This is a genomic window from Priestia sp. P5_B4, assembly GCF_056400385.1.
In genome coordinates this window covers 1-1,557 of the sequence record NZ_JBFULJ010000894.1, presented here as the reverse complement: position 1 = coordinate 1,557, position 1,557 = coordinate 1, and the positions used below count along the sequence as shown (strand labels likewise).

The window sequence follows — 1,557 nt, the reverse complement described above, 5'->3', positions numbered from 1 at the left end:
GAGTTACGTTCGGAGAAAAATCTCCGTTTGATTCTCCCAGACCTTGATTACGTTTATAAGATACGAACACATCAAGCTGCTGATTAGGTCCTATGCTTAAAACAGATGAATTATCCAAAACGTTCACTTTGAAGGCTTGTAAGTTAATGACCATAGGCGAAAAAATCATATGGTTTCCTCCTTATTTATCATTTTTTGTTGCAAATGCATCTACATAATCATTATCTACAGTTTTGTAAGCAGATCCCGCTGTAAAACATTGATCAGCGTGCTGCTGTCCGAAGGCCTGATTTTTCTTTGCTGTAACATATCTTGTAACTTTTGACGTATTTCCAATAGAAATACTGCTTGCTTGATCAGCACTGCGAACGTTCAATTTTCCTAGGTTGATTTTTGTTGAGTCGAATAGCATATTATTCTCCTTTCAAACGACAGTTCTTCTAAGTCTTTAAAAGCTTATTGTAGCTTCTTTGAAAATATGAATAATACATGGATTCATTCAGAGAGTAGAAGTGGTCTACTGTAGCGTATTGTAGTTCTGTGTAAAACGTGAAAAGATTTTAAAACCTCGACAGGAAAAGGAGGGAATAATAAAAATGCACGATATTTTACATGCTGTAAACACATCAACAGTAAAAAGTGTGCTGGCAACGATTGTTCATGTAGAAGGATCCTCATATTTAAAAGAAGGAGCGTCCATGCTGTTTCAAGAAAATGGAGAGAACGTTGGGATGTTAAGCGCTGGTTGTGTAGAAGCAGATATTGCTGAGCGCGTAAAAGAGTTGTTCGACACTGAGCACGTGTTAACCGTTACGTACAATTTAAAAGAAGAAGGTGATKCAGGATGGGGACAAGGAGCAGGCTGCAATGGAATTCTCTATATTCTCCTAGAACCTGTAACTGCGAGGATGAAGCAAAATCTTTTGCGGGTAAAACGTCATTTAGATAACCGAAATCCTGTTTTGCATATTAAAAAATTAGAAAAAAACTTTATTCAAACAACCTCTTTTTATGTAGAAAAGACGGGCGAAATATTTGGTGGAAATAGCGACACATCATCTTTTGCAACAGATGATTGGAATGGGGGAAAGAGCGGTATTCAACTTTCAAATTGCTCCCTGCTCACATATGCTCATCTATATAAACCAAAGCCTCGTCTAGTTATCTGGGGAGCAGGTGCCGATGCAAAATACTTAGTATCACTTGCTGCCAATACGGGGTTTTCTGTTACCTTATGCGACTGGAGACCGGCTTTATGTAATAAGGAACATTTTCCGCTAGCAAAGGAAATACATATTGGATTTCCAGAGGAAGTAGACGAACAGCTGTCCATACAAAGCGATGATTTTGTTGTGATCATGACGCATAATTTTTATCGCGATCAAGAAATTCTCTCGCTATTAAAATCAAACCCTGTGAAGTATATAGGAGTTTTAGGATCTAAAAAGCGAACACTTCGATTATTGAATACTGATATTTCTTCACGCATTCATTCGCCGGTAGGACTTTCTATAGGAGCGGTAGGACCGCAGGAAATTGCTGTTAGTATTCTTGCTG

2 protein-coding genes are annotated in these 1,557 nt (G+C 38.1%); one reads left to right on the top strand and one right to left on the bottom strand.

The annotated features are described in order from the left end of the window. Positions 1 to 181: 181 nt before the first annotated feature. Complete coding sequence (locus tag AC1DRF_RS27240; RefSeq protein ID WP_043982849.1) at positions 182 to 412, bottom strand: hypothetical protein; 231 nt, start codon at positions 410 to 412, stop codon at positions 182 to 184. 184 nt (positions 413 to 596) lie between these two features. Here AC1DRF_RS27240 and AC1DRF_RS27235 point away from each other — a divergent pair. After that, on the top strand, positions 597 to 1,557 hold a 961-nt coding region (locus AC1DRF_RS27235), incomplete at its 3' end, for an XdhC family protein (protein ID WP_477742214.1).

Coding starts and splice junctions, on each gene's coding strand:
- AC1DRF_RS27240 (WP_043982849.1), bottom strand. CDS start 412: ATGCTATTCGACTCAACAAAAATCAACCTAGGAAAATTGAACGTTCGC.